Annotated in this window: 27 protein-coding genes and 1 pseudogene; 13 read left to right on the forward strand and 15 right to left on the reverse strand. The window is 68.0% G+C overall.

The window, feature by feature from the left end:
* Positions 1-7: 7 nt before the first annotated feature.
* The 5 genes from BT264_RS23225 to BT264_RS23245 all read left to right on the forward strand — a co-directional run bounded on the left by BT264_RS23225 (position 8) and on the right by BT264_RS23245 (position 2,480).
* A complete protein-coding gene (locus BT264_RS23225; RefSeq protein WP_072441128.1) occupies positions 8-481 on the forward strand; it encodes a universal stress protein in 474 nt (157 codons plus the stop codon).
* A gap of 49 nt (positions 482-530) precedes the next feature.
* Positions 531-806 carry a DUF1488 family protein gene (locus BT264_RS23230; protein WP_072441130.1) on the forward strand — a complete coding sequence of 92 codons (276 nt, stop codon included), beginning with the start codon at positions 531-533 and terminating at the stop codon, positions 804-806.
* 182 nt (positions 807-988) lie between these two features.
* Positions 989-1,423 (forward strand): Hsp20/alpha crystallin family protein, encoded by a 435-nt coding sequence (locus tag BT264_RS23235; RefSeq protein ID WP_072441132.1) that lies wholly within the window; start codon positions 989-991, stop codon positions 1,421-1,423.
* A 111-nt stretch (positions 1,424-1,534) separates the two neighbouring features.
* A complete protein-coding gene (locus BT264_RS23240) occupies positions 1,535-2,185 on the forward strand; it encodes a BON domain-containing protein (protein ID WP_072441396.1) in 651 nt (216 codons plus the stop codon).
* A 55-nt stretch (positions 2,186-2,240) separates the two neighbouring features.
* A complete protein-coding gene (locus tag BT264_RS23245) occupies positions 2,241-2,480 on the forward strand; it encodes a hypothetical protein (RefSeq protein WP_072441134.1) in 240 nt (79 codons plus the stop codon).
* A gap of 86 nt (positions 2,481-2,566) precedes the next feature.
* Here the strand turns inward: BT264_RS23245 and BT264_RS23250 are convergent, their stop codons facing one another.
* The 5 genes from BT264_RS23250 to BT264_RS23270 form a co-directional block, all read right to left on the reverse strand.
* Positions 2,567-4,315, reverse strand: a complete 1,749-nt coding sequence (locus BT264_RS23250) for a SulP family inorganic anion transporter (RefSeq protein ID WP_072441136.1) — start codon at positions 4,313-4,315, stop codon at positions 2,567-2,569.
* 186 nt (positions 4,316-4,501) lie between these two features.
* Positions 4,502-4,753 (reverse strand): hypothetical protein, encoded by a 252-nt coding sequence (locus tag BT264_RS23255; protein ID WP_072441138.1) that lies wholly within the window; start codon positions 4,751-4,753, stop codon positions 4,502-4,504.
* A gap of 144 nt (positions 4,754-4,897) precedes the next feature.
* Complete coding sequence (locus BT264_RS23260; RefSeq protein ID WP_072441140.1) at positions 4,898-5,815, reverse strand: LOG family protein; 918 nt, start codon at positions 5,813-5,815, stop codon at positions 4,898-4,900.
* A gap of 27 nt (positions 5,816-5,842) precedes the next feature.
* Complete coding sequence (locus tag BT264_RS23265; protein WP_072441142.1) at positions 5,843-6,178, reverse strand: c-type cytochrome; 336 nt, start codon at positions 6,176-6,178, stop codon at positions 5,843-5,845.
* Between the two features lie 41 nt (positions 6,179-6,219).
* Positions 6,220-7,221 (reverse strand): Acg family FMN-binding oxidoreductase, encoded by a 1,002-nt coding sequence (locus tag BT264_RS23270; RefSeq protein WP_072441144.1) that lies wholly within the window; start codon positions 7,219-7,221, stop codon positions 6,220-6,222.
* A 176-nt stretch (positions 7,222-7,397) separates the two neighbouring features.
* Here BT264_RS23270 and BT264_RS23275 point away from each other — a divergent pair, with 176 nt between their 5' ends.
* On the forward strand, positions 7,398-8,387 hold the full coding sequence (locus BT264_RS23275; RefSeq protein WP_072441146.1) for a zinc-dependent alcohol dehydrogenase family protein: 990 nt from the start codon (positions 7,398-7,400) through the stop codon (positions 8,385-8,387).
* Positions 8,388-8,421: 34 nt separating this feature from the next.
* On the opposite strand, the gene fnr is transcribed toward BT264_RS23275, so the two are convergent.
* On the reverse strand, positions 8,422-9,195 hold the full coding sequence (gene fnr / locus BT264_RS23280; protein WP_072441148.1) for a fumarate/nitrate reduction transcriptional regulator Fnr: 774 nt from the start codon (positions 9,193-9,195) through the stop codon (positions 8,422-8,424).
* A gap of 302 nt (positions 9,196-9,497) precedes the next feature.
* Positions 9,498-9,602, reverse strand: a pseudogene (locus tag BT264_RS38520) (DNA-binding response regulator); the annotation flags it as partial.
* A gap of 141 nt (positions 9,603-9,743) precedes the next feature.
* Between BT264_RS38520 and BT264_RS23285 the strand changes: the two are divergent.
* Positions 9,744-10,202, forward strand: a complete 459-nt coding sequence (locus BT264_RS23285; protein ID WP_072441150.1) for a universal stress protein — start codon at positions 9,744-9,746, stop codon at positions 10,200-10,202.
* Positions 10,203-10,254: 52 nt separating this feature from the next.
* On the opposite strand, the gene BT264_RS23290 is transcribed toward BT264_RS23285, so the two are convergent.
* The 3 genes from BT264_RS23290 to BT264_RS23300 all read right to left on the reverse strand — a co-directional run bounded on the left by BT264_RS23290 (position 10,255) and on the right by BT264_RS23300 (position 12,608).
* On the reverse strand, positions 10,255-11,088 hold the full coding sequence (locus BT264_RS23290; RefSeq protein WP_072441152.1) for a universal stress protein: 834 nt from the start codon (positions 11,086-11,088) through the stop codon (positions 10,255-10,257).
* Positions 11,085-11,588, reverse strand: coding sequence for a universal stress protein (locus BT264_RS23295; RefSeq protein WP_072441161.1), 504 nt, complete (start codon positions 11,586-11,588; stop codon positions 11,085-11,087). The genes BT264_RS23290 and BT264_RS23295 overlap by 4 nt, the downstream gene beginning before the upstream one ends.
* Positions 11,589-11,768: 180 nt before the next feature.
* Positions 11,769-12,608 (reverse strand): universal stress protein, encoded by an 840-nt coding sequence (locus BT264_RS23300; protein ID WP_072441163.1) that lies wholly within the window; start codon positions 12,606-12,608, stop codon positions 11,769-11,771.
* 211 nt (positions 12,609-12,819) lie between these two features.
* Here BT264_RS23300 and BT264_RS23305 point away from each other — a divergent pair, with 211 nt between their 5' ends.
* Genes BT264_RS23305 through BT264_RS23320 form a run of 5 tightly spaced genes read left to right on the forward strand, consistent with a single transcriptional unit; the run spans position 12,820 to position 17,062 of the window.
* The gene (locus BT264_RS23305; protein ID WP_072441166.1) at positions 12,820-13,317 is read left to right on the forward strand and encodes a hypothetical protein; all 498 of its coding nucleotides are present in this window, start codon (positions 12,820-12,822) and stop codon (positions 13,315-13,317) included.
* On the forward strand, positions 13,307-14,053 hold the full coding sequence (gene phbB / locus BT264_RS23310) for an acetoacetyl-CoA reductase (protein ID WP_072441168.1): 747 nt from the start codon (positions 13,307-13,309) through the stop codon (positions 14,051-14,053). Before BT264_RS23305 ends, phbB begins: the two co-directional genes overlap by 11 nt.
* Entirely contained in the window at positions 14,050-15,864 is a 1,815-nt protein-coding gene (locus tag BT264_RS23315; protein WP_072441169.1) for a PHA/PHB synthase family protein, read from the forward strand. The genes phbB and BT264_RS23315 overlap by 4 nt, the downstream gene beginning before the upstream one ends.
* Complete coding sequence (locus BT264_RS39305; protein ID WP_177318398.1) at positions 15,861-16,025, forward strand: hypothetical protein; 165 nt, start codon at positions 15,861-15,863, stop codon at positions 16,023-16,025. Before BT264_RS23315 ends, BT264_RS39305 begins: the two co-directional genes overlap by 4 nt.
* Complete coding sequence (locus BT264_RS23320; protein ID WP_072441170.1) at positions 16,022-17,062, forward strand: zinc-dependent alcohol dehydrogenase family protein; 1,041 nt, start codon at positions 16,022-16,024, stop codon at positions 17,060-17,062. Before BT264_RS39305 ends, BT264_RS23320 begins: the two co-directional genes overlap by 4 nt.
* Positions 17,063-17,143: 81 nt before the next feature.
* Here the strand turns inward: BT264_RS23320 and BT264_RS23325 are convergent, their stop codons facing one another.
* Entirely contained in the window at positions 17,144-18,547 is a 1,404-nt protein-coding gene (locus BT264_RS23325) for an MBL fold metallo-hydrolase RNA specificity domain-containing protein (protein WP_072441171.1), read from the reverse strand.
* A gap of 285 nt (positions 18,548-18,832) precedes the next feature.
* Here BT264_RS23325 and BT264_RS23330 point away from each other — a divergent pair, with 285 nt between their 5' ends.
* Entirely contained in the window at positions 18,833-19,354 is a 522-nt protein-coding gene (locus BT264_RS23330; RefSeq protein ID WP_256260698.1) for a hypothetical protein, read from the forward strand.
* A gap of 40 nt (positions 19,355-19,394) precedes the next feature.
* Here BT264_RS23330 and BT264_RS23335 read toward each other — a convergent pair whose 3' ends face one another.
* From BT264_RS23335 to BT264_RS23350, 4 genes are read right to left on the reverse strand one after another with little or no spacing between them, the layout of a single operon-like run.
* A complete protein-coding gene (locus BT264_RS23335) occupies positions 19,395-20,519 on the reverse strand; it encodes an ABC transporter permease (protein WP_072441174.1) in 1,125 nt (374 codons plus the stop codon).
* Positions 20,520-20,521: 2 nt separating this feature from the next.
* On the reverse strand, positions 20,522-23,326 hold the full coding sequence (gene rbbA, locus BT264_RS23340) for a ribosome-associated ATPase/putative transporter RbbA (protein ID WP_072441178.1): 2,805 nt from the start codon (positions 23,324-23,326) through the stop codon (positions 20,522-20,524).
* Positions 23,323-24,396 carry an HlyD family secretion protein gene (locus BT264_RS23345; protein ID WP_072441179.1) on the reverse strand — a complete coding sequence of 358 codons (1,074 nt, stop codon included), beginning with the start codon at positions 24,394-24,396 and terminating at the stop codon, positions 23,323-23,325. The genes rbbA and BT264_RS23345 overlap by 4 nt, the downstream gene beginning before the upstream one ends.
* Entirely contained in the window at positions 24,393-25,892 is a 1,500-nt protein-coding gene (locus BT264_RS23350) for an efflux transporter outer membrane subunit (protein WP_072441180.1), read from the reverse strand. Before BT264_RS23350 ends, BT264_RS23345 begins: the two co-directional genes overlap by 4 nt.
* Between the last annotated feature and the right edge of the window lie 369 nt (positions 25,893-26,261).

The raw sequence follows: 26,261 nt of genomic DNA on the forward strand, positions 1-26,261 counted from the left end.
GGTCCGTATGTACACGAATATCATGGTCGCCGTAGACGGTAGTGCTTCGTCCAGACAAGCCCTCGACGAAGGCCTGAAGATGGCCCGCCTGCATCGGGCCCGTCTGTTTGCCGTTTTCGTCGTCGACAAATCCATTCTGCTCAGCTACGCCGGACGACTCGATCCGAATGCATTGATCGAGGAGGTCAGACACGACGGCGTAGCGGTGCTGCGGGACGCCGAGCGGACGATCGCGCACGCCGGAGTGAACGGCGATACGGAAATCGTCGAAACGGAGCTCGGTCAGGATGTTGCGGAACGCCTGCAGCACTATGTCGCCGAACATGCGATCGATCTGGCCGTACTCGGCACGCATGGCCGGCGCGGCATCCGGCGCGCGATGCTCGGCAGTGTCGCGGAACGCTTCCTGCGCACGTCGATTTGCCCGGTACTGCTCGTGCGCGGCGACGACGCGACGCGTGCAGCCGTTGCGGCCGCATAGCGCAACTGCGCAAGCGCCGGTCGGTGCGCCATCCCGTCAGGAGAGCGTCATGGAAATCTCGTTTCCCGTCGAATCGCCGTCATATTCCGGGCAGGAGCCTGCGCTGGCCTTTCCGGCACTGGTAGAAGGCCGGCGCGTGCAATGCGCGATCACGGCCGCGGCACTGGAAGATCATTTCCTCGCCGCGTCGCCTCGGGAGCCGGATCTCGTGGCCGCGTTCTCGTGCAATCGTCCCGCCATCGAAAGCGCGGCACGCCGCATGCTCGAGGAACTCGGCGGCCGGCCGATCCTGCTCCACAGCGGATTTTTCCGGTTCTGTACGTAACCGGCTCGCGCCGTTGACGCGTATCAAGCCGCAGCCGGCCCGCCCGTCTACGCTGGATTCCTGACAGGACGGTTCGTTCCCCGCGCGACAGGCGTATGTCGCAGCGACGCGTCCCGCATTCCGGTCCGGCACCGTCAGGACGAACGCGCCGGGTCGATTCAACCGTTCGAGGAGTACATATCATGAGCAACCTGACTCGCTACGATCCGTTTTCGATCGATCCCGTCTCCGACCTGTTTCAGGGACTGTTCAGGCCGTTGCGAGGCATGACGCTGACGGACGAACCCGATCTCGCGTCGATGAAGATCGACGTCACGGAAAGCGATAATGCCTACAAGGTCAACGCGGAATTGCCCGGCGTCGCGAAGGACGACATCGACGTCCAGGTGACGGGCCGGACCGTATCGATCAACGCAAAGATCGAACGCAACAACGAGCAGAAGGAAGGCGAGCGCGTGATCCGGCGCGAGCGCTACAGCGGCACGATCAGCCGCTCGTTCTCGCTGCCCGGCGAGATCGACGACGCGAACGCGACGGCAGCGTATCAGGACGGCGTGCTGTCGCTGACGCTGCCGAAGAAGACGCCGGCCGGACAGAAGAAGCTGACGATCGGGTGATCCGGCGGCACGAGATATCCGTTGACCTGCATCAGCGATCCGGCGCCGCGCGTGTGCAAATCTGGCTGCATGCGGCGGACAGGCGCGCCGCGGCTCACAGGAGTGCACGCGATGAAAACCGACAAGCAATTGAAGCAGGACGTTCAGGATGAACTGGAGTCGGACCCGGCGATCGACGCGACCCGCATCGGTGTCGAGGTGGCCGACCGGATCGTGACGATTTCGGGTCACCCGCCAAGCTACGCGGAGAAACTGGCGATCGAGCGCGCGGCGAACCGCGTGGCCGGCGTCAAGGCACTCGTCGTCGACATGACCGTGCATCTGCCTGACGACGACGTCCGCACCGACGAGGACATCGCCAACGCCGTGCGGTCGGTCCTGCACTGGACGGTCGGTCTGAACGACGATGCGGTCAAGGTGCAGGTCGAGCACGGCTGGATCACGCTGTCCGGCACGGTCGACTGGGCATACCAGAGCCATGCGGCCGTGCGCGCGATCTCGCAGATGCGCAGCGTGACCGGCGTGACCAACCACATCAGCGTGCAGGGGGCGATCGGATCGGCCGACATCGGCAGCAACATCAAGCGCGCGATCATGCGTCACGCGGAGCGCGAGGCGAAACACATCGCGATCGAGGTGCGCGACGGCACCGTGCGGCTCTCCGGCAAGGTCGGCTCGTTCTCCGAGCGCAAGGCCGTGCGCGGTGCCGCGTGGTCCGCACGAGGCGTGCGTGCCGTCGTCGACGACCTGGTCGTCGAGTGAACCCGGCCAGCGGCGGCCGGATGCGCCGTCCGCGTGGATGATGGAGGGAAGTCAGATGACAGTGTCAGGCGAAGTACATGATGCGGACTGGTCGGTGGCGATCGAGACGATCGCCGCCGAAACGGGCGGCTATCATTGCAGGATCCATGTGACGCTCACGTCGCCGGATGGCGCATGCGAACACACGTTCGCGCATAACAGGGCCCATGCCACCGAGCGCGAGGCCGCGGTCGAAGGGCTGCGAGCCGGGATGACGTGGGTCGAGATGAGGAAATCGAACACGTTCACGGTCTGAATCGCCGGCCGTCGCGGACGTGTCGCATCGACGATGATTTCCCGGGGCACGCAAGGCGACACGCGCCATCGCACGCATTCGTGTGACTACTCGTCCGCTGGATCTCGTGCGGAACCCGGTGACGACGGACGCGCGACGTGTTCGCCTTGCCGCCGGACATGATGCGCGACCGCGTCGGTCACGGTCGGAAAGAAGCTGGCCGATCCGAACACGTCGAACAAGCCGTAAGCGCGCAGGCGATCCTTCACCGGGCCCTTCATTTCCGCGAAATTCAGCGCGATGCCTTGCTCGCCGAGTTCCTCGCGAAGCGCCACGAGCCGGTCCGCCGCGCTGACATCGATATCGGTGACGGGTTCTGCCGCGACGACGACTCGATCGACCGGGCCCGTCGCTTGCGTGAGCGCAGCGTGCAGATGCTCGCAGAAAATCTCGACATTGGCATAGAAGAGCGGGGCATCCCAGCGGAACAGCACGAGCCCGGGTGTTTGCACGGCGTCCGGATGTCGCGCAATGTCGTGATAACCGCGAACGCCCGCCAGCCGGCCAAGCACCGCATCGTACGGATGCCAGGCCCGCCAGACGAACGACAGCAGCGACAGCGCGCTCGCAAGCAGGACACCCGGTACGACACCCATGCCGACGACGCCCGCAAGGCACAGCACCGAAATCAGGCATTCGCCGCGGCGCATTCGATACAGTCGCACCACGCCGCGGACGTCGGCGATGCCGAACGCGGCGTAAATCACCACGGCAGCCAGCGCCGCACGCGGGACGAGCGTCAGCAGCGCCGGCGCGACAATGAGCAGCAACACGATGCAGGCCGCCGCGACGAGATTCGTGACCTGGCTTTGCGCGCCCGCGGCAATCGCGACGGGCGTGCGGGACGCGCTGCTGCTGACCGCGCAGCCCTGCATCACGCCAGCCAGCAGATTGGCCGCCCCCAATGCGACCAGTTCCTGGTTGCGGTCCGGCGTGTCGCCTGCACGAGCGGAAAGGGCGCGCGACAACATGCTGATGTCGGCGAACGACACCAGTGCCACGGCGACCGCGCCGGACGCGAGCGCGGTCACGTCGGCGAGCGACACGGCCGGAAGATGGGGCATGGGCGCGCCGGCGGGCAACGCGCCGACCGTCGCGACCCCGTGCAACGGCAATACGCGTGCGGCCAGGGTCGCCGCCAGCACGGCGATCAATACGCCGGGCCAACGCGGCGTCACGCGTTTCATGGCCGCAATCGCCGCCAGAACGCCCACGCCCAGCACGCACGCATCGATGGAAAACCGGTGCTCGACGAGCGCCCGCACGATATGCGACAGGCTGGAGAACACGTCGTTACCCGGCACGGACATGCCGAACAGCTCCGGCAGCCTGCCGACTGCAAGGGCGATGGCGATGCCGTTCAGGTAACCGTACTGGATCGGGCGCGACAGCAGATCGGTGACGAACCCGAGGCGGAGCGTACCGAGCAGGATGCAGATCGTTCCGGCCGATAGTGCCAGCGCGCCGGACAGCGCGACGGCCCGCTGCGGATCATGGTCGGCGAGCGGCGCGATGGCCGCTGCGATCAACGCGGCCAGCGCGGAATCCGGGCCCAGGACGAGGATCCGGCTCGGTCCGAGCACCGCATAGGCGAGCAACGCGGCGATCGATGCGTAGAGCCCGGTGACGGCGGGCAGGCCGGCCGCCTGCGCGTAGCTCATGCCGACCGGAACCAGCACCGCGGAGAGCGCCAAGCCCGCATACAGGTCGCGCGAGAGCCACGCACGCCGGTAGTTCGCGAGCAGCGCGATTCCCGGGAGCATGCGTGCGATGCGTCCGGAAAGAGGCCGGTTCATCGCGGTTTCGTCACGGAAAAGCCGGGGCGACGGACATGGCTTGCTCCGGCAAGCGTGCATTCGACGGGATGCCGTCGGACCGTAACAGGCGCGCGAAACGCAAGAGCGGGAAGCGCCATTGCGCCGGATGACGGGAGCGCGGCCGCCTGACCGGATACCGGCGGCGCGACACGACGGCACTCGACATCACGCAGCCTGGAGCGCCGAAAGCTGCAGCGCCCGGGCAAAACGGGCCAGCGAGGCAAGCGATCCCGTCACGCTTTCGTAGCGTTCGCGCCCGATCTGGGCATCGAGCATGACCATCATGCCGGCTTCGCGCGCAAGTGCGAGGAGCGTCTGCGTATCGGGTACCGTGCATCCTTGCGCAGCGGACCTGGAGGTGCCGGTGCGGCCGGCTGCCCGGCTTCCCGGTTCGAAACAAGACATCGCATGTGGCATGACGGCTCTCCTGGGCGAACGGCCGGGAATCGATGTGCGGTACGACCGGTCGTCGTGCATCCAGTATCGTTTCCGCTCCCGCGGGATTCAATCAGGCAGCCCCGAACCGCGTGTAGGAAACGGGCAGATGAAATCGGCCGATTCCTACATCGCGCGCCGCGGCGGCCGTGATCGCCGCTGCGCATACCAGCAGCCGATTGCGTGCCAGATGTCCTGCGCGGATTCGCAATAGACGAACAAGTCGAGATCGCTGCGATCGATCATCCCGTCATCCGCGAGAAAGGCGAAATCGACGACGCGGCGCCAGTATGCTTCGCCGACGAGTATGACCGGAAGCGGCGCGATCTTCCGGGTTTGCAGGAGCGTCAGCACCTCGAACAACTCGTCGCAGGTGCCGTACCCGCCCGGGAAGAACACGGCGGCTTTCGCGCGTTCGAGCAGATGCAGCTTGCGGATCGCGAAATAGTGAAAGCGAAAGCACAGGGCCGGCGTGAGATAGGGATTGGGCGCCTGTTCGCGCGGAAGTTCGATGTTCAAGCCGATGCTCGGTGCACCGTTTTCGTAGGCGCCTCGATTGGCGGCCTCCATGATGCCCGGGCCGCCGCCGGTGATCACGGCGAGCCTTGCCGTGCGGGTACGCCGGTCGGCACGGCCGACGATGCGCCCGAATTCGCGCGCGACGCGATAGTAGGCACTGTATTTGACCAGACGACTCGCGACCGCGACGGCGCGACGCCGGCGAGCATCGTGCGGCCGCTCCGCCAGCGCACGGCTCGCTTCGCGCAGCCGCGCATTGGCTTCGGCGGGCGCGACGATGCGCGTGCTGCCGTAAATCACGATCGTGTGGCCGATGCGTTCCTGCTGCAGACGCTCCTCGGCTTTCCAGTAGTCGAGTTGCAGCCGGATGCCCCGCATGCCGGGGCGCTTCAGGAGCGTCGTGTCTTCATCGGCCTGTATGCAGTTCGCGGTCTCGGCCCGGCGCCGCATCCGCGGCGACAGCGGGCGCGAGGGTCGCGCGCGACGTTGCCGGGCCCTGACAGCGGTCGGTTTGACGGCGCTCATGGTGGAAGGGGGGGCTGACAAGGCCGGTTACTGACTCAGGACCCATTGCACCAGTTGACGGGCGTCGTCACGCGTGAGCGGCCCGCCGCGCTCGGCGGCGGACGGCATCGGCGTATCGCCCCAATGCGCGCGGCCGCCGAGGCGCAGCTTGATTTCGAGTTGCTCCCGGGCGTGCGGTACGCCCCGGTAACGTTCCGCGATCTGGTGGAACGATGGCGCGAGAAACGGCATGTCGGATGTATGACAAAACATGCAGTGCTGGGCATCGACGAGCGCGGTCGGTTCGGGCACCGCCGTCTGGGCGGCCGCGATGCCGGCCGTCGCGGCGAGCATGCAGGCGGCGAGTAGGCGCGTGACGTTCATGTTTTTTTCCTCGTCAGGACGAAAGCGGGCGCGGCGCGCGATCAGGAAATCACTTCGTCGAGCGGTCGGCGCGGCGAATGCGGCACATGCGGGCCGCGCCCGATGCGCAGCAGCAGTTGCGGATGCCCGCGAAGCGCGAGCATGTCGCACAGCTGCGCGCGCAGTCCGGCCGTCTCGATCGGCTGGTTCAGGTACGACGCCGTGTAGCCCGCACGCGTCGCGACGAGCAGCATGCGCTCGAGCGCTTGCCCGGCGGCGAGCCAGGCATCGCGATCGTCGCGAGCCGTCGCGATGCAGACGATCAGCGGCGACGCACCGACGAGCTGGTGATGCAGCGCGGCCAGGCCGTTGCCGAGATCGAACGTGCGCACCGCGGTCGTCACGAGCGGCGCCGCGAAATCCAGCAGTGCCGGCACGCCGGCCGCGAACGCGGGCATGCCGTCGACGTGCCGGCGCGGATCGATCCAGCTCGCCAGTTCGCGCCGGAACCGCGGGTCGGCGAACTGCTGGCGATCCGCGTCGGCGATCACCTCGGCCACCCGCGCGCGCCGCGCGATCGAGTCGGCACAGGCCACGTCCGCGCCTTCCGCGGCGCCCGCCGCGATCAGCTCGTGCTGGAGCGCGTCCGGAACGGGTTCGGATTCGAACGGGGCGCGCGTCGTGACGCGCTCGGGGATCGCGGCGAACAGCGTACCCAGCTCCGCGTCGGTGTAGCCGTCGTCACACACGCGCACGAGTGCCAGGACGTCGGGATCGACGTCGGACGGGAACGCGCTGATCGTATGCGCGATCCCGGCATGATTGAGCGCGACGCGGAGGTTGAGCAACGCCGCCCCGCAACTGATGATCAGTTCGCGATCGTACGGATCGACCACGGGCAGCGCGCGAACCCGGTCCGCGCAGACAGCAATCGTCGTGCCGTCGACGATGAACCGCCACGGCTGGGAATTGTGGCTCGACGGCGCCAGCACCGCGTAGCCCAGCAGCGACCGCAGTCGATCGTCGAGACGGGGGCTTGCAGCAACGGGGGTAACGGATGTCATTCGGCAATCTCCAGGGAGCCGGCCAGCGGCGGAACGCCATTTCATCCTGTCAGCAACCGGCCGGCGGCCGTTGACCCACGTCAAGCCCGCGTCAGCGAGTCGTACGGACACGGTTCCAGGCGCCTACGCTTGGAACAAGCGAAGCGCGCGACGCCGATCGCGCGGGGGAGGCTCATATGCTTGCGATGATGTTCGACGGTACGACACCGGATTTGCGCGAGGCACACGTGCCGGACCCACGGCCCGCGGCGGGCCAGCTGCTGATCGACGTGCACGCATGCGGCGTGTGCCGTACCGATCTCCACGTCGTCGACGGCGATCTCGCGCATCCGAAGCTGCCGCTGATTCCGGGGCATGAAATCGTCGGGACGGTGCGCTCGCTGGGCGCAGGCGTGACGGGTTTCGCGGTCGGCGACCGGGTTGGCGTGCCATGGCTCGGCCGGACCTGCGGGCATTGCGCGTATTGCACCGCCGGACGGGAGAATCTGTGCGACAGCCCCGGATTCACCGGCTATACGATCGACGGCGGTTATGCCGAGCGCACCGTTGCGGACCACCGTTATTGCGTGCATCTGCCGCAGCGCTACGCCGACCGGGAGGCCGCACCGCTGCTTTGCGCCGGCCTGATCGGCTACCGTACGTTGCGCATGGCCGGCGACGCACGGCGAATCGGGATCTACGGGTTCGGCGCGGCAGCGCATCTCGTCGCGCAGATCGCACACCACGAAGGACGCCGGGTGTTCGCGCTGACGAAACCCGGCGATACCGCTGCGCAGCAGCTTGCGCTGTCGCTGGGGGCGGCATGGGCGGGCGGCAGCGACGAAGCGCCGCCCGAGACGCTCGACGCCGCGCTGATTTTCGCGCCGGTCGGCGCACTGGTGCCGGCGGCGCTGCGGGCGGTCGACAAGGGCGGGATCGTCGTGTGCGGCGGCATTCACATGAGTGACATCCCGGCTTTTCCGTACGCGTGGCTGTGGGGCGAGCGCCGCATCGCATCGGTGGCCAACCTGACGCGCGCGGATGCCGTCGCGTTCATGCGGATCGCCGACGCGACGCCGCTGCGGGTCGAAGCAACGCGCTATGCGCTGACCGACGCGAACCGCGCGCTCTCGGACCTGCGCATGGGGCATCTATCGGGCGCCGCCGTACTCGACATGCGCGGCTGAACCGCGCGACGTGCGAGCCGGAAAATCCGCGCGGTCAGATGCGCGCGAGCCCTTCCGAATCGACGATGCGGATCTGCTTGCCCTGCGTCGCGACGAGCCCTTTCTGCTGGAACTTCGACAGCATGCGGCTGACCGTCTCGAGTTTCATGCCGAGATACTCGCCGATCTCGTCGCGGGTCATCCGCAGCACGAACTCCGCGGCCGAGTAGCCGCGCGCCTTGAAACGCGTGGAGAGATTCAGCAGGAACGCGGCCACGCGCTGTTCCGCGCTCATCGTACCGAGCAGCAGCATCAACGCCGACTCGCGGACGATCTCGCCGCTCATCATCTGGTAGACGTGGTGCTGCATCGTCCGTACTTCTCGGCAGATCTGTTCGAGCTGGCCGAACGGAATGATGCAGACGGTGCTGTCCTCAAGCGCGATCGCATCGCCGTTGTGATGGCCGGTGTGCACCCCCTCCAGTCCGAGCGATTCGCCGACGATCTGGAAGCCGGTCACCTGCTCGTCGCCGTCGCGATGCATGACGACGGTCTTGAACGATCCGGTTCTCACCGCGTAGATGCTGTTGAATGTATCGCCGGCCCGATACAGGGTGTCGCCGCGCTTGACATGACGCGTCGTGCAGATCATCGCGTCGACCCGCACGAAATCGTCGGGTGTCAGTTCCTGGGGCAGGCAAACGGCGCGCAGCGCGCACGAAGAACAGCGGGACGACGCGCGCTTCGGCTGGTCCGACCGCTCGACGGCGTGCAGCGGAATAAAGGGGCGCGACTGCGGCGGCATCGACACTTCGGCATGGCTCTGCATGATCTGCTCCGGTTTGTTGGGCGGCGGCGAATCGCGTGGGCACGGTCGCGCTGGCCGCTACGGGCGGCGTGAATCTTCGCCGCCTTCATCAAGGACGCGCCGCACCGGGGCGTCGGGACGACGATGCAGTCGAGGCAGGACTGCGCCGCCGCGCCGCTCCGGGAGGCACGCGTGTTTGTTTTTCTTGACGGGAAGTATGGACAGCCGGACGCGCGAATGTAATCAGCGGAAATGGAAGATTAAGTAGGCGTTGAAGAAGGGCTGTAGGGCAATTCCTACAAGCGTGCGGCGTCTTGTCGCGCTCAGGGTTCGTCCGTGTCGTCGAACAGCTTGTGGCGTACGGCGTAACGCACGAGCGCCGCATCGTTCGGCATCTGCATTTTCTCGAGGATGCGCGTCTTGCAGGTGTTCGCCAATCGGCGCGCATGCACGGGGCAGCCATGTCCGCCGCGAGGCCCGCTTGATCGGTGTCAACGGGCCGGACTGCGGCGGGCCCAGACTGAAGATCCCGATCCGGCCGGAACGGGATGGATAAACCGGGAGGCGCCATGTATGAACGGATCTTCGCCGCGCTCGACGACAGTCGCGGCGCGCGGCTCGCGCTCGACGAGGCGATAACGCTCGCCCGCGCGTCGGGCGGCCTCGTCGTCGCCGTGTGCGTCGTGTCGGATACGCCGCAGCCGACGAATGTCGATAGCGGCTATGTCGATCGGATCGACCCGGGCGGAGTAGGGGCAGACCGCGCGGCGACGGCGGTCGCCGATGCCGAGACCGCGTTCCGGCTGTGCGGGGTGCGCGGCACCGCGCAAACGATCGACGCGTGCGGCGAGAACGTGGCGTCGGTGCTGGCGCGCGCGGCCGCCGACTGCGATGCCGACCTGATCGTGATGGGGACGCACGGCCGGCGGGGTGTTCGCAGGGCGTTGCTCGGCAGCGTCGCCGAGTCGCTGCTGCGCACCGCGGACCGGCCCGTGCTGCTGGTCCGCGACGATTCGGGCGCGTCGTGATCCGCCAGGACGACGGGGCGGCCGACGGAGGCCGCCCCGTTCGCGTTCATGCTCAGTGCGACAGCAGCACCGGCACCGTCATGGTTTCGAGGATCGTGCGCGTCGCGCCGCCGAGTACGCGCTCGTGCATCCGGGTATGGCTGTACAGGCCCATCACGATCAGGTCCGCGTGGAGGTCGGTGGCCCGGTTCAGCAGCGTCGCGCCGACGCCGACCGTGCCTGGGCGTGTCGTCGTCGAGAACGATGCGCGGATGCCGTGGCGCTCCAGGTATGCGGCGACGTCCACACCTGCCGGCGTCTTGTCCGGATCGGGTTGCCCGTGGCTGACCGTCTCGACGTTGACGAAGCGCGCACGCGCGAGCAGCGGCAGCGCGTCGGCCATTGCGCGCGCGGCTTCGCGTCCGCCGTCCCAGCCGATCAGCACGTTCTCGCCGATCTTGCGCACGTCGCCCGCGTACGGCACGACGAGCGCCGGACGGCCGCTGCCCATCACGACGTCCTCGATGAAATGGTGCGCGACGTGCGTCAGGCGGTCGTCCGGATCCTCCTGGCCGAGCACGAGCAGGTCGGCATGGCGCGCATGCAGGATCGCGGCGTCGGTCGCGGCGCCGGCGGGCGCCTGCCATTCGACGCTGCGCCCCGCGCGCTCGGCGGCTTCGAGGAATTTCTCCTCCGCGTCCTTGCGCCGCTGTTCGCACAGGCGCTCGTACTCCGCGAGCTTGAGCGGCTCGTCGGGCCGCCGCAACGGTTCGAAGAGATCCTGGCAGACCACGTACAGGCCGATCAGGTGCGCGTTCCAGCGTCCTGCGAGTTCGAGCGCCAGTTCGACGCGCGTCGCGCAACGATCGCTATCGTCGAGATGGACGAGCAGGGTCTTGTAGCTCATGACGGCTCCTTTTCGGTCGATGCGGCGGCGGGCGCCGCAGCGGGTACCGGCGCGCAACTCGCCGGAATCATCAGCACGGGGCACGCGGCGCGCCGCAACAAGCGCTCGGCGACGCTGCCCAGGACGAGGCGGCTGAAGCCGCGCCGGCCGTGGGTGCCCATCACGATCAGGTCGGCGCCGGCTTCCTTCGCGACGATCAGGAGCCGCTGCGCGACGTCTTCGCCGCCCGGATCGACATTGGCGATCCGCGGCGTGCCGGTTACGCCGCGCGCAGCCATGCGCTTCGCCGCGTCGTCGGTGACGCGCAGCCCTTCCTCGCGGAACGCGTCGATCAGGATCGACGGATCGTAGCCGTACATGTCGTAGGCCGGCACCAGGAAATCGACGACGTAGACCGGCGTGAGCCGCGCGCCCGATTCCGACGCAAGCGTCAGTGCGGCGTCGAGCGCGCGGGACGACGGTTCGCTGCCGTCGAGCGCGACCAGAATGTTCGAGTACATGGAGGTTCCCTCTGAACGCGTGTCAACGATTTCATCATCGGCGCACGCGCGCCGATCGCGCTGATCTGGATCAAGCGGCGCCGTCGCGTCGCAGCCGCCGCACCGCAATCCACGCTGCGTCGGTCGGCTCGACGACGAGCAGCGCGAGCGTACGCATCGGCGCGCTCAGTGCGACCATCCTCAGTGAGACATCAGTACCGGCAGCGTCATCGACGCCAGCACCGTGCGCGTGGCGCCGCCCATCAGCAGTTCGCGCCAGCGCGGATGGCCGTACGCGCCCATCACGAGCAGATCGCTGCCCGTTTCGTACGCGCGCGACAGCAGCGTGTCGCCGACGGACGTGCCGGCGCCGCTATCGATGTCGAGCACGTTGACGTCCGGCGCGTGGCGCGCAAGCATCAGCGCGGCATCCGCGGCCGGAATGCGGGTGGTCGCCGCTTCGGAATCGCCGTCGACCACCGCGACGACCGTCGTGCGTTTCGCGTGCTCGAGAAAGGGCAGCGCGTCGTGCGCGGCGCGCGTGGCCTCGCGGCTGCCGTCCCACGCCACCAGCGCGCGTTCGCCGAGCGACGGGAATTCCCCGGCATACGGCACGAACAGCACCGGACGCCCCGCCGACAGCACGAGCGTTTCCGGAAACTGGTCGTCGATATGGGTTTCGGGATCGTTCGGGTCGCTCTGGCCCGCGATCACGAGATCCGCGAGACGCGCGAGACGCGGCACCGCGACGTTGGCGCGCTCGTCGGCGCGAATCCAGGCCGACGATACGCCGGCCCGTGCCGTTTCGGCATGAAACAGGCGTTCGAGCGCGGCGAGACGCTCGTCGCGCTGGTCGCGCTGTTCGCGAAAGTAATCGGCGGAACCGGCCATCACGTAAAACGAAGTCGGCTCCGGTGTGTAGATCGCGAACACCCCGGTCAGGTGCGCCTTGAAGCGCCGCGCGAGACGCAACGCGAGCTCGAGGCGCGAATGCGCGCGAACGCTCGTATCGAGATGCACGACCATGCTCTTGTAGCTCATCGGGATCGCTCCATCGACGGTGTATCCGCCATTGCAATTCAGTCTACGAAGCGGGCTTCCCGCGCGCTTGACGCAGATCAACGGCCGCCGTGCCGCACAGCCGCACAGTGAGGCGGTCGCGGCCGGTACCGGGCAGGCGGCGCAAGACGGGTGCCGCCCGGGGTGCAGCCGGGGGGGCCGACCCTTCGACCGAATCGACAGAGGGAAGACGATGACCACCGACGCTTTGACGACACCGAACGGCGCGTGCCGGGCAGCCTGCGACATCGCGCTGCGCCTGTTCGCGCTGAATCGCGACTGGCAGCACGAATGGCATGCGCTGACGGGACGGCGCATCGAGCGGGATCGCGACGCGGCGCGGCAGTTGCAGCAGGCGCTCGCGCAAACGCGGGAATGGACCGAGTTCGGCGCGGCGGCACAGCGCGTGATGCGCGATTATGCGATCGCGAGTGCCGCGATCTGGCAGGACGCCGTCGAATGGGGCATGCGCACGCAATACGAGGAGGCGGGGGTCTGGCGCACCTGGCTGCGCGAGTATGGCGCGGACATGCTGTCGCGCTACCAGACCGACTGGCTGCCCGACGTGAGCCGGCTGGCCGTGGTCAACGAAGCGAGCATGCCGTGGCACGAATGGATGGCGGCGTTCGGACGCGGCATGACGGACATGGCCGGCGCGAATGCGACGCAGGAGCACGATCATGTGCGCTGACCGTGTCGCATTCGTGACGGGCGGCACGGGCGGCCTGGGCGCCGCGATCAGCCGTCGTCTGCACGCCGCTGGCATGACCGTCGCCGTGTCGCACACGGAGCACAACGACCATATCGCGACCTGGCTGGTACAAGAACGCGAAGCAGGGCGCACCTTCCATGCGTTCGAGGTCGACGTCGCCGACTACGACTCGTGCCAGCACTGCGCGGCGCGCGTGCTCGCGCAATTCGGACATGTCGACGTGCTCGTCAACAACGCCGGCATCACGCGCGACGCCAGCTTCGTGAAGATGACCAAGAGCATGTGGGACGCGGTGCTGCGCACCAATCTCGACAGCATGTTCAACATGACGAAGCCGTTCGTGCCCGGCATGATCGAAGCCGGCTTCGGCCGCATCGTCAACGTCGGCTCGGTGAACGGCTCGAGAGGCGCGTACGGGCAGGCCAACTATGCGGCCGCCAAGGCGGGCATTCACGGTTTCACGAAGGCGCTCGCGCTCGAACTCGCGCGACACGGCGTGACGGTCAACACGGTGTCGCCGGGCTACCTCGCGACCGCGATGGTCGAGTCGGTGCCGAAGGACGTGCTCGACACGAAAATCCTGCCGCAGATTCCGCTGGGGCGCCTCGGCAACCCCGACGAAATCGCGGCGCTCGTCGCGTGGCTGTGCTCGGACACGGGCGCATTCGCGACCGGCGCGGAATTCGACGTCAACGGCGGCATGCACATGCGATGAACGATTCCGTCATCCGCGTGCAGGTCACGCGCCGTCCGGCTGCCGACGCCGGTGAGCTCGCGCAGGCCCCGCGTCCGTGCGCGGGCGAGCGGCCCGACGTGTCGCCGTCCGAACAATGGGATCGCGCGGCGCGGGCGAGCCTGGCCGCGATGACACTCGGCTTGTCGCCGGTGTCGCTGGCGCTGGCCGTGATCGACTGGGGCGCGCATCTCGCCGTGTCGCCCGGAAAGTGCTTCGAACTGGCGTGGCAGGCATGGCGCGCGGCCGGTCCGTTGCCGGCGGCGAACGGCGCGTCCGACGACCCGGACGAGGCCGGGCTGACGGTGCATGCCGGGCAGGCCGATCCGCGTTTCGCCGCACCGGCATGGTCGAACTGGCCGTTTTGCACGTATCGCGACGGCTTCCTGTCGATCCAGCACTGGTGGCACGATGCGACGCGCGGCGTGCGGGGCGTCGAGCGGCATCACGAGGCACTCGTCGGGTTCGCCGCGCGGCAATGGCTCGACGCATGCTCGCCGGGTAATTTCATCGCGACCAATCCGGTCGTGCTCGACGCGACGATACGCAGCGGCGGCGCCAATTTCGCGGCCGGTGCGCGGCACTGGCTGGACGATCTCGGCGCGCAGGTCGATCGCGCCGGCGGCGCCCGTCCGCGCGATGGCCGGGCCTATCTGCCCGGGCGCGACGTCGCGATCACGCCGGGCCGGGTCGTGTGGCGCAACGCACTGTGCGAATTGCTGCAGTACGAACCGACGACGGCCGGCGTCGCACGCGAGCCGATCCTGATCGTGCCGTCGTGGATCATGAAGTACTACATCCTCGACCTGCAGCCGCACAATTCGCTGATCCGCTTCCTGGTCGACGCGGGCTACACCGTGTTCGCGATCTCGTGGCGCAATCCGGGCGCGGAGTCGCGCGATCTCGGGCTCGACGATTACCTGCGCGACGGCTGCCTCGCCGCGCTCGACGCCGTTCGCGAGCGGTGCGGAGAAGCCGTCCACGCGGTCGGCTACTGCCTCGGCGGCACGCTGCTGGCCATCGGCGCGGCGGCGCTCGCGCGCGACGGGCGGCAGCACGACGCGTTGCGTTCCGTCACGCTGCTCGCGGCCCAGACCGATTTCAGCGAACCCGGCGAACTCGGCCTGTTCGTCGACGCGAGCGAGCTGTCCGCGCTCGACGCGCTGATGTGGCGGCAAGGCTACCTGGACGGCTCGCAGATGTCCGCCACGTTCGAGCTGCTGAATGCGCGCGACCTGATCTGGTCGCGCATGATGAGCGAGTATCTGCTCGGCAAGCGCACGAAGCCGAACGACCTGATGTCGTGGAATGCGGACGTCACGCGCATGCCGTACCGGATGCACACGGAATACCTGAAGCGGCTGTTCCTCGACAACGACCTCGCGGCAGGCCGCTATTGCGTCGACGGCCGGCCGGTCGCGCTGTCGGATATCGACGTGCCGATGTTCGTGGTCGGAACCGAGCGCGATCACGTGTCGCCGTGGCACTCCGTCTACAAGCTCCACCTGCTCACGCACAACGCGCTGACTTTCGTGCTGACCTCGGGCGGCCATAACGCAGGCATCGTGTCGGAACCCGGCCATCCGGGCCGCCACTATCGCCACGCCACCCGCGAACCGGGCGCGCCTTACCGCAGCCAGCACGACTTCGTGAACGAAACGCGCGCCGTCGACGGGTCGTGGTGGACGTGCTGGCGCGACTGGCTGCGCGCGCACGGGTCGGGCGACGTGCCGGCACGCACGCCGGACGCCGGCCTGGGGGCGGCGCCCGGCGCTTACGTGCTGGAAACATGAAGAACCTGACCGGCGGCGTTTTCGATCGCGCCGCTCGTCGTCGCGGCGGCATCGGGCCTGCGCATCGGCAGCGCTGCCGGCGCATGCGACGCCGGCCCGCAACGCGCACGCCGGGCCCGATCAACGAACGAACCTCCCTTTCGACGGAGATGACGCAATGAAAGCACTCGTATACCAGGGGCCGCGGCGCAAGGCGCTCGAACGGCGGCCGATGCCGGAGTTGCAGGCGCCGACCGACGCGATCGTCCGCGTGACGCGCACGACGATCTGCGGCACCGACCTGCACATCCTGAAGGGCGACGTGCCGTCGTGCGAACCCGGCCGCGTCCTCGGCCACGAGGGCGTCGGGATCGTCGAGCAGGTCGGCGCGGCGGTCGACTCGCTGCAGCCGGGCGATCACGTGCTGATCTCGTGCATCACATCGTGCGGCCGGTGCGAATACTGCCGGCGCGGCCTGTACTCGCATTGCACGACGGGCGGCTGGATCCTCGGCAACCGGATCGACGGCACGCAGGCCGAGTACGTGCGCATTCCGCACGCGCAGACCAGCCTGTACCGGCTTCCGCCCGGCGCGGACGAGGATGCGCTCGTGATGCTGTCCGACATCCTGCCCACCGGATTCGAATGCGGCGTGCTGAACGGCAAGGTGCAGCCGGGCTGTTCGGTCGCGATCGTCGGCGCGGGGCCGATCGGGCTGGCGGCGCTGCTGACCGCGCAGTTTTACTCGCCCGCGCAGATCATCATGATCGACCCGGACCGCAACCGGCTCGACGTCGCGCGGCGCTTCGGCGCGACCGACTGCTTCGACGGCGCCAATGGCGACCCTGTCGCGGACGTGATGAAGCTGACCGACGGCGTAGGCGTCGATTGCGCGATCGAGGCGGTCGGGATTCCGGCGACGTTCGAGATGTGCACGTCGCTCGTCGCGCCGGGCGGCGTCGTCGCGAACGTCGGCGTGCATGGCGTGAAGGCCGACCTGCATCTCGAGAAGCTGTGGGATCGCAACATCGCGATCACGACCCGGCTCGTCGATACGGTCAGCACGCCGATGCTGCTGAAGACCGTGCGCGCGGGGCGGCTCGATCCGAAGCGTTTGATCACGCACCGTTTTTCGCTCGACGACGTCGAGCGCGCGTACGACACGTTCGGCCGCGCCGCGGAAACGCATGCACTGAAGGTCATCATCGAAGTGGCGTGATGGCGGCGCGCGGCGCGGCGGGAGCGGGCGCCCGTCGCGCAGGATGACGGGACACGTGCGGCATTCGTGTGCCGCACGTCGTCAGGATGACGGCGTTGCCGGTTCGCGCGTATCGTCGCGCTCGGCTTCGTCGAGATCGACGGTCTGCCCGTAGGTCGGCACCTCGCACGGCCAATGCAGCGTCTCGGCGATGCGCCGCCGCAGCGCATCGGCCGCCGCCGGCTCGCCGTGCGTGACGAAGGTCCGGAACGGCGCGCGCTGCATCGTGCCGAGCCATCGCAGGATTTCCTCGTAGTCGGCATGCGCGGACAACGACGCGATCGACTCGACCCGCGCACGCACGCGCACGTACTCCCCGTGAATCTTCAGCGTCGGCTCATGAGCCGCCAGCGCCGCGCCGCGCGTGCCCGCGGCCTGGTAGCCCACCAGCGCGATCGTGTTGCGCGGATCGGGCGCATAGCGGCTCAGGTGATGCAGCACGCGCCCGCCCGTCGCCATGCCGCTTCCCGCAATGATGACCATCGGCCCCTGGTGGTCGGCGATCGCCTTCGACTGGTCGACCGTGCGGATCATCGTCGCCGCGTGGCCGAGCGCGTTCGCTTCCGACAAGGTCAGCCGGTGCTCGAGGACGTGGTGGCGATAGATCTCCGTCACGTCCGTCGCCATCGGGCTGTCGAGAAACACCGGCACGCGCGCCATGCGGCCGGCCGCTTTCAGGCGCGCGATGTAGTGCAGGATCTCCTGCGCGCGGCCGACGGTAAAGCAGGGGATCACGACCACGCCGCCGCGCGAGAAGGTGTTTTCGAACAGTGCCGCCAGCTCGGTCTCGGGGTCCGATGCCGGATGCAGCCGGTCGCCGTACGTCGATTCGACGACCAGGTAATCCGCATGCGCCGGCGGCGTCGGCGGCTGCATGATCGGGTCGTGATAGCGGCCGAGATCGCCGGAGAACGCCAGTACCTTGTGATCCCAGTGCATGACGACGCTGGCCGCGCCGAGGATATGACCGGCGGGCAGCAGCCGGAACGACAGGCTGCCGCCCAGTGCGACGCATTCGTCGAATGCGGCGGGTTTCATCAGGTGCAGCGCGCGCTGCGCATCGTCGGTCGTGTAGAGCGGCCGGGCCGGGTGGTGCTTCGAATAACCGTGCCGGTTCGCGAAATCGGCTTCTTCCTCCTGCAGCCGCGCGCTGTCGCGCAGCATGATGTCGCAGAGTTCGGCCGTGGCCTGCGTGCAGTACACCGGGCCGCGAAACCCGTCGCGCGCGAGCACCGGCAGGTAGCCGGTGTGGTCGAGATGCGCATGCGTGAGGACCACCGCATCCAGCGTGTCGGGCGCGATCGGCAGCGGGTTCCAGTTGCGCAGCCGCAGGTTCTTCGTGCCCTGGAACAGGCCGCAGTCGACCAGGATGAGCCGGTCGCGATGCTCGACCAGATACTTCGATCCGGTCACGGTTTCGGTCGCACCGAGAAAAGTCAGTTTCATGGCTTGCCCCGCCGGGAGTTGAGGAGTTCGGTGTTCCGATTACATCGCGTGTGCGTGCAATCGCTTTGACGGAAGTCAGGGATTGCCGTGTCCGCGTGCGAGGGAGCGCGCGACCGTGGCGATTCGACAGGAGAATGGCGGCGAGCGGCCGTCCGGCATGCGGGGCGCTCCGTTTCGCGGGCTTGATGTGCGTCAACCGCGCCCGTCGGCACCCACATACAGTCGACACCAAGGCTTGCGCACGTGGTGCGCGGAGCCGACCAGCGCGGCACGTTCGGAAGCCGGATGACCCAGCCGATGCCGCGCGTTTGCGTATGGAACTCACGGCGGTGCGAGGCGTTGGCGATGAAACGACGATGGTTGGCGATTAGCGTGCTGCTCGCGTTGAGCGCTTGCGCGGGAGAGGAGCATACCGCCGCATTCAGGAAGAAGGAAACGCAACTGCTCGAGACGCGCCAGACGGCATTGCTGCGGTGTGCGACGCAATCCGAATGCGACCGTGCGTGGAATCGCACTCGGGACTTCATCGAAAGACATTCGTCGACCCGGATCACGCGATTCGGCCCGGACCTGATCGAAACCGCGCAGCCGAGTCTGGCCGGAAACGTCTATCTCTGGGCGTCCCGTACGGCATCGGCAGACGGGAGCTCGACGATCCGGCTCAAGGCGATGTGCAAAGGCATGTACGACAGCAATGGCGGCCCGGGCTGGCAATACGACGGTTGCGCGACGCAGATCCTCGAGATACAGGAAGGCTTCCGCTCGCTCCAGGATCCGTCGTCTGCACAGGGAACGCCTCCAAGATAGTGCGACAGCGCGCGCGGCGCAGTGCCGCTCGCCGGGTCGGTCACGTCATCTGGCCGATCGTCTTGCGGAACCGCATCAGCGACAGCAGGAACAGCGCGCATCCGATCGCGAACAGCACCGCGAACTGTAGCCATACCGCATCGAAGCCGGCGCCGCGATACAGGATGCGCTGCGCCAGCTCGACGAAATGGGTGGTCGGCGCGGCCAGCATGACGTCCTGCACGGCCAGCGGCATGCTTTCTCGCGGCGTCAGCCCGCCTGAGAGCAACTGCAGCGGCAGCAACACGAGCACGAGCAGCATCCCGAACTGCGGCATGCTGCGCACGAGCGTCGCGAGAAAGATCCCCATCGACGTCGTCGCGAACAGGTGCAACGCCATCCCGGCGACGAACAGCGGCACGGAGCCCGGAATCGGCACGTGCAATGCGCCGCCCACCACGAACGTCAGCGATGCGACGGCCGCCACCGTGACGACGAGCCCCATCGACCAGACCTTCGCGAGCATGATTTCCGCCGCGGTCACCGGCATGACCAGCAGATGCTCGATCGTGCCGTGCTCGCGCTCGCGGATCAGTGCCGCCCCGGTCAGGATCATCGACAGCATCGTCACGTTGTTGATCAGCTCCATCAGCGCGCCGAACCATACCTCGTCGAGATTCGGGTTGAAGCGCATCCGCATCGCGAGATCGACGGGCGGCCGCGGCGTGCCGCGATAGCGCCGCACGAACGCGTCGATCTCGCCGGACACGATCTGCTGGACGTAACCGCTGCCGGTGAATGCCTGGGTCATGCGCGTCGCATCGACGTTGAGCTGAATCGTCGCATGGCGGCCGGCCAGCACGTCGCGCTGGAAGTCCGGCGGAATATCGAGCGAGAACGTGTAGTCGCCGTTGTCGAGACCGCGATCGGCCGCGACGGCGTCGATTATCGGCGGCGCCGCGAACTGCGGCGGGAAGAACGCCGCGACGATGCGCGCCGACAGCGGCGACGCGTCCTCGTCGACGATCGCGATCGGCACTTTGTGCAGCGTTTCCGGGCGAGCGGTGGCGGCGACGTAGATCGACGCGCTGAACGTGTAGACGATGAGCGCGAGCAGGATCGGGTCGCGGGCGAGGCTCCAGAGTTCCTTGACCCCGAGCCGGTAAATGGCGAGCAGGCGCGACATGGTCAGCGCTCCTGTTTGCGCAGCAGGAGACCGGTCATGATCAGGATGACCGGTACCGCCGCGAGCAGCGGCCAGAACTGTGACGACAGGTCGGCCAGCCCGAGCGCCTTGTTGTAGACGCCGCGGCTGATCGCGAGCATGTAGGTGGCCGGGTAGACCGTCCCGACCCACTTGCCGCTGCCTTCGAGCGACGACAGCGGCGTGAGCAGGCCCGAGAACTGCACGACGGGGATCAGCGTGCCGATGATCGTCATGAAGATCGCGGCGATCTGGCTGCGGGTGAACGTCGACGCGAACAGCCCGATGCCCGTGGCCACGACGTTGAATATCAGCACCGCGGCCGTCAGCGTCGCGAAACTTCCCTTGATCCGCACGCCGAACACGACGTCGGCCAGCACGACCATCAGCAGGAAATTCAGCATCGCCAGCATCACGTAGGGCGCCTGCTTGCCGAGCAGGAATTCCGCCCGCGTGACCGGCGTCACGTACAGGTTGACGATCGACCCGAGCTCCCGCTCCCGCACCACGGCGAGCGCCGTGAGCATCGCGGGCAGCATCAGCAGCAGCATCGGCATGATCGCCGGAATCATCGCCGGCAGGCTCTTGACGTCCGGGTTGTAGCGATAGCGGACGGCGACGTCGACCGCGGGGGTGAGCGACGCGCCGAGCCGGCGCTTCGCCTGATCGCGCAGCCAGTTCTCGTGCATGCCGGCGACATAGCCGCGGATCGTCTCCGCGCGCATCGGCATCGCACCGTCGACCCATGCGCCGATCTCGACGCGCCGGCCGCGCGCGACATCGCGTGCGAACCCGGGCGGGATCTCGATCGCGAGCGACAGGTGGCCGTTGCGCATGCGGCGATCGATGTCGCGATCGTCCACGAGCGGCGCGCGCGGCACGAAGTAGCGCGAGCCGGCGAGGTTCTGCGCATAGTCCTGGCTCAGGATCGACTGGTCGCGGTCGAGCACCGCGAACGTCAGGTTGTCGACGTCGAGACTGATGCCGATACTGATCACGCACATCAACACGAGCGAACCGAACAGCGCCAGCGTCGCGCGCAGCGGGTCGCGTCGCAGTTCAAGCACCTCGCGCCACAGATAACTGCCGGCGCGCGCCGGGCTGAACCACGCGGCCCCGTGGCTCGTGCCGGCCGCCTCAGGCGGCGCGGCAAGCCAGCCGGCGTCGGACGGTGTCTCCGTCAACGCGCCGTCCGCTTGCTGCGCATCGGTCAGGTATCCGATGAACGCCTCCTCGAGCGTGCCGGCGCCGCGCATGCGAACCAGTTCCGCGGGCGCGGCGCTCGCGAGCACGCGGCCCGCGTGCATCAGCGAGATGCGATCGCAGCGCTCGGCCTCGTTCATGAAGTGCGTCGAAATGAAGATCGTCACGCGATCGTGCCGCGCGAGCTCGATCATCAGTCGCCAGAAATCGTCCCGGGCGACGGGATCCACGCCCGACGTCGGCTCGTCGAGGATCAGCAGTTCGGGCTTGTGCACCATCGCCACCGCGAGGGACAGCCGCTGCCGCATGCCGAGCGGCAGGCGCTCGGGCAGCGCGTCGAGCGCGTCGGCGAGCCCGAAGCGCTCGACCATTTCGGCAACCCGTCCGGATACCTCCGGCTCCGGTACGCCGAACAGGCGCGCATGCAGCACGAGGTTCTGCCGGACGGTCAGTTCGCCGTACAGCGAAAAACCTTGCGACATGTAGCCGACTCGCCGGCGGGTGTCGATGTCGTCCGCGGCGACCGGTCGACCGAACAGCGTCGCGGTGCCTTCGGATGCGGGGAGCAGCCCCGTGAGCATCTTCATGGTCGTCGATTTGCCGCAGCCGTTGGAGCCGAGAAAACCGAAGATTTCGCCCCGGCGGATCTGCAGGCTCACGTGATCGACCGCGACGAAATCGCCGAACCGCATCGTCAGCGCATCGGCCTCGATCGCATAACCGGCGGAAGCATCGGGCTGAAAAGGCTCGATCCGGATCGGCTGGTGCCCGCGCCGGCGTGCGTCCGGGAGCAACGCGACGAACGCGGCTTCCAGCGTGTCGCAACCGGTATGGGCGAGCAGTTCGCCGGGGCTGCCCGTCGCCAGCACGCGGCCGGCGTCCATCGCGATCAGCCAGTCGAAACGCCGGGCCTCGTCCATGTACGCGGTGGCGACCAGTACGCTCATCGCCGGGCGAGCGGCGCGAATGCGTCCGATCAGATCCCAGAACTGCGCGCGCGAGAGCGGATCCACGCCGGTCGTCGGCTCGTCGAGGATCAGCAGGTCGGGATCGTGGATCAACGCGCAGCACAGGCCGAGCTTCTGCTTCATGCCGCCGGACAGTTTGCCGGCGGGACGGTCGAGGAACGGGTGGAGGCCGGTGCTGCGCGTAAGCGTGTCGATCCGGCGGCGGCGCTCCGCCGCATCGTGGCCGAACAGTCTCGCGAAGAACTGCAGGTTTTCCTCGACCGACAGCGTCGCATACAGGTTCCGGCCCAGGCCTTGCGGCATGTACGCGATCCGCCGGCAGACGCGTTCGCGGTGGCGCCGTGACGACAGATCCCCGTCGAGGGTCCAGACCTGACCCTGCTGGACCTCGCGCGCGCCGGAAGCGAGCGCGAGCAGGCTCGACTTGCCGACCCCGTCCGGCCCGATCAGCCCGACCATGCGGCCGGCCGGAATCTCGAGCGTCACATCGTCGAGCGCGTACTTGCCGCCGTATCGCAACGAGACGCCCGACAGCCGGACGACCGTGCCGGGTGCACCCGCAACAGGCGGGCCTTCGGTCGATCCGGCGTCGGCGCCGGCCGGCGACATCGATTTCATTGCGGCACCCTGATCGCGAGGCGCTCGGGCCACGCCATGCTCGGATCGACCTTCAGCCACGCGACACCCGGCAGCCCGGTCTTGACGAGCTTCAGATGGCGCTGCAGCAGATCGCGGTCGATGCGCGCCTTCACGCGAAACATCAGCTTCTGCCGCTCGGTGGCCGTCTCGACCGTCTTCGGCGTGAACTGCGCGGTGCTCGACACGTACGACACGCGTGCCGGAATCACGTATTCCGGCGCCGCGTCGAGCACGATCCGCACGTCGGCGCCGAGCGGCACTCGACCGACGACCGTTTCGGGCAGGAAGAACGTCATGTAGACGTCCGACAGGTCGACGACATTGAGCACCTTGCCGCCTGCCGGCAGCACCTCGCCCGATTCGGCCACGCGATACTGGACGCGCCCGTCGCGCGGCGACGTCAGATCGCTGTCCGAGATGTCGGCCTGCACGCGCGCGACGGTCGCCTGCGCGGCCGTCACGGCGGAGCGCGCCGCAACCAGCTGGGCCTTCGTGGCGTCGATCGCGGCCTGGGCGGCTTCCGCCTGCGCGCGCGCGGCGCTCACGGTTGCCCGCAGGCTGCCCGCGCGCGCGCGATCGTCGTCGAGCTCCTGCAGCGACGACGCCCCGTCGCGCGACAGCGTCTCGGAACGCGCGAGCCGCCGCGTCGCCGCATCGAGTTCGCTTTCCCGCTGCACGACGACAGCCGTCGCCGCTGCCTTGTCGCTGCGACGCTGCGCGACCTGCGCGTCGATGCTCGCCGCGGTGTTCACCGCCTGCTGCTCCCTGGCGCGCGCTTCGTCGAGCTGCGCCTGCAGGACGACGACGTCCATGTGCGCGAGCGGCTGCCCGGCCTTCACGAAGTCGCCTTCGTCGACGAGCATCGCGGCGACGCGCCCCGGCAGCTTGGTCGCGACGTCGATCTCGGTCGCCTCGATCCGGCCGTTGCCGCTCACCAGGCCGGCATCCGCGTGTCCGTCACGCCAGCGTGTCCACCCGTAGTAGATCAGGCCGATCGCGAGCACGGCGGCGCCTGCACCGATCAGAAGAGGGCGCTTGATGGTTTTCATCGTCTGGAATCCGGATCGGTCGAAGTGTTGATCGGCGACGCGGCGGCCTCGTCGTCCTCGTGCGTTGCGCCGCCGAGCGCGCCGTACAGCGCGACGCGGCTCGACAGCAGCGCACGGCGCGCCATTACCCATTGCTGCTCGGCGTTCATCAGGTCCCGTTGCGCATCGAGCACTTCGAGAAACCGTGTGGCACCGCTGTCGTAGCGCAGCTTCGCCAGGCGCGCCCGTTCGGTTTGGGAGGCCAGCGTGGCGCGCTCGATGCGTACCTGGTCGGCCAGCCAGTAGCGGGACGCGAGCGCGTCGGACACGTCGCGGAAGGCGCCTTGCAGCGTCTTTTCGTACTTCGCGAGCGCCTCGTCGCGCTGCGCATGCGCAAGGTCGAGATTCGAGCGATTTCGGCCGCCGTCGAAAAGCGGCAGCGTCACGGTGGGAGCGATCGACCATACGCCGGCGCCGGACGACAGCAGATCATGCAGCGCGCTGCTGCCCGAGCCGATCGAGCTCGTCAATGCGATGCGGGGAAAGAATGCGGCGCGCGCCGCGCCGATGTTCGCGCGCGTCGCCTGCAACTCGTGCTCGGCCGCAATCACGTCAGGACGATTGGCGAGCAGCGAGGAGGGCAGGCCGGGTGCGAGCGACGGCGTCACGGCGCCGTCGTCGAGCGCGAGCGGCGCGTCGGGCAGATCCGGTGCCCCACCGACGAGCAACGCCAGCGCATCGGCAGCCGACGCGCGTGCCTGCTGCAACTGAACCCCTAGGGATTCCGCCTGCTGCAGCAGGATCTCCGATTGCGTCAGGTCGAGTCGCGAGATCGCGCCGGCCGCATGGCGAAGCCTGAAAATCCGCAGCGATTCGCGCCGCGTGTCGATCGTCGCGCGGGTCAGCGCGATGCGTTCGTCGAGTTCGCACAGGGTCAGGTACGCGTCCGCGACCGCGGTGATCACGCTCAGCGTCGCGGCCCGCCGGGCCGCATCGCTCGCCAGGTAGCGCTGGAGCGCCGCGTCTTTCAGGTTGCGCACACGGCCCCAGAAATCGATCTCCCATTGCGTCTCGGCCAGCCGAACCTCGTAGACCTGGCCGATCATGGGCGTCGGGGACAGGAAGCCGCCCGGTGTACGAAACCGTGCGTAGGCCGCGCCCGCATCGATCGACGGCCACTGGTCCGAGCGGCGGATGCCATAAACGGCGCGTGCCTGCTCGACGCGCGCGACGGCCGCGCGCAGATCGCGATTGTCGGTGAGCGCCCGCGCGATCAACGCGCGAAGCCGCGCATCGACGAAGTACTGCTGCCACGCCGGCACCTGAGCCGCCGCCGGGGCGTTGGCGTTGACGGATGGATCCGGAAATGCGGCAGGGATCGGCGCGGCGGGACGCTCGTCGGGCGGCGCAAGCGACAGGCATCCCGAAAGCAGTCCCGCGCCCGTTGTCATCGCAACGAAACGCACGCACCGCGCAACGGCGATGTGGAAGTCAGCGGGAAGCGCGATGGCGCGCATGGAATGCCTCGGTAAATACGGGAACATGGGATGGCGCCGCCTCATGGCGTCGCCGCTTCGGGTTCACTTATATCCGACGAGTGCGGTTCCCCCCCTTGATCTGTGTCACTTCGGCGGAGATGCGTTTCGAGCGGTGCTTCGCTTGACATCTGCGCCAAGCATGTATCAAACCCACGGGTTGCGTCGTACGCCGGGCTTGAGCAAGCCGCCGGGGGGAGAAGTGCAAAGCGTCGACGCCTGCGCCCATCCACCGCCGACCGCTTGCAGGCTCCCCGCTCTTGTCCGTTGCAGCCCCCTGGTTTCCGCTTGACATGAGTCAACCGATACCGGCGATTCGGTACCTACTATCGTCATTGGAATCGACGGGCG

Origin of the sequence: Burkholderia sp. NFPP32 (genome assembly GCF_900119325.1) — a bacterium.
GTDB lineage: Bacteria > Pseudomonadota > Gammaproteobacteria > Burkholderiales > Burkholderiaceae > Burkholderia > Burkholderia pyrrocinia_C.